Origin of the sequence: Catenibacterium sp. GCM10023432 (assembly GCF_042651925.1) — a bacterium.
GTDB lineage: Bacteria > Bacillota_I > Bacilli_A > Erysipelotrichales > Coprobacillaceae > Catenibacterium > Catenibacterium mitsuoka.
Genome location: NZ_JBHSEB010000127.1, coordinates 1 through 1460, shown reverse-complemented (window position 1 = coordinate 1460; position 1460 = coordinate 1). Strand labels below are relative to the sequence as shown.

Here is a 1460-nt window from a genome sequence, read left to right as displayed (position 1 = left end):
TGCAGGTAAACAGATGTATCTTCTTATTGCGGTTAGACTTTTCAACGTGTCCACAGCAAGGGCAGCACTGGCTTGTATAGCGAGGGTCTACCTTAATAACAGAAGACTGATTCTGTTTTGCTTTGTAGATTAGTTTCTGCTCAAGGTCATAGAAAGACCATGATACAGAAACATAACGATATTTTGTTTTAACACGTTCTGTAGCATTACGAATGCCCGACAAATCTTCCAATACAAAGAGAGTGTGCTTTGGGTTGTTTTCAACGAGTGCCTTCGATACCTGATGGTTAATATCCTGCATCCAACGGTTTTCTCGCTGACCGATAGCTTTTAGTCTTCGTCTTGAGGATGGCGTATGTCGCATTTGAAGTTCTTTGCGAAGCTTGGAATAGTTAGCACGTTTCTGTTTAATAGCTTTCCCACTAACAAATCCAGACTTATGGTTGCTGTCATAAGTTGCAACAACAAAGTTAATACCTCTGTCAATACCTACAACGTTGCAGATGTCAGAAATATTACTTTCTTCAACCTCATAGGTAACTGGTATATGCAGATAGTATTTACCATGCTTACTTACAAGTCTGGCAGTACCAAACTTATAAATCGTATGATTGAAATACTTAGACATTCCATCTGAAAAATAAGATAACTTCACACGACCATTAAGTGTATTGATAGAAAAACAGTTTTGAGTTAAAGAATAATCTCTGTTCCAAACCAAATCATACTGAGGTTTTTTGAACGATGGTTTAATCCACTCATTCTGATTTTCAAGAATGGTCTTATATCTGGCGATAACAGTCTTCAAAACAGACTGAGCCATCTGCGATTTAAGGTTAAACTTTTCTCGTAATGTAGAATACAAAGCCTTATTAAGTGAAAACTGCTTTAAATCATGAGTGCGGAATACATAGTCTGAAACATAATTACAGGCATTACGATAAACAGACATAGTCTCATTAAGCAAAAACTTATCTGTTTCAGCTGCGATTATTTGAATTTTAGCTGTAATAGTCATCTGTTCCATAGATGTACTCCTTTCATAGATATTTCACTATATATTATATTTAATTTATAGCGAAATATCTATATTTTGAGGTGAACTGTGGATAGTAGATACAATCACGAAAATACAGCCTTAAAGTACATATAGGCCTTGTAATCAAATACCGCAAACAACTACCAAAAGGCTCTATTGCCGATGATGTTAAACAAGAGATTCTCCATATACCTAATACACGTGGCTACGAAATTATTGCGATAGAAACTGACAAAGACCATATACATTTCTTATTAAGTTACGATACAGCAGATAGAGTTTGCGATATTGTCAAAATTATAAAGCAGGAAACAGCATACCACTTATGGCAAAAGTATAGTTCGGTCTTATCAAGACAGTATTGGAAGGAAAAAAACATTTTGGTCAGATGGTTATTTTGCTTGTAGCATTGGAGAAATAT

At 35.4% G+C, this 1460-nt stretch carries 2 protein-coding genes; one reads left to right on the top strand and one right to left on the bottom strand.

The window, feature by feature from the left end; translation table 11 throughout:
• A partial coding sequence (locus ACFOZZ_RS13285) for an RNA-guided endonuclease TnpB family protein (protein ID WP_376815430.1) occupies positions 1–1027 on the bottom strand: 1027 nt, incomplete at its 3' end.
• Positions 1028–1116: 89 nt separating this feature from the next.
• Between ACFOZZ_RS13285 and tnpA the strand changes: the two genes are divergently transcribed.
• Entirely contained in the window at positions 1117–1446 is a 330-nt protein-coding gene (gene tnpA, locus ACFOZZ_RS13280) for an IS200/IS605 family transposase (RefSeq protein WP_376815431.1), read from the top strand.
• Positions 1447–1460 lie beyond the last annotated feature (14 nt).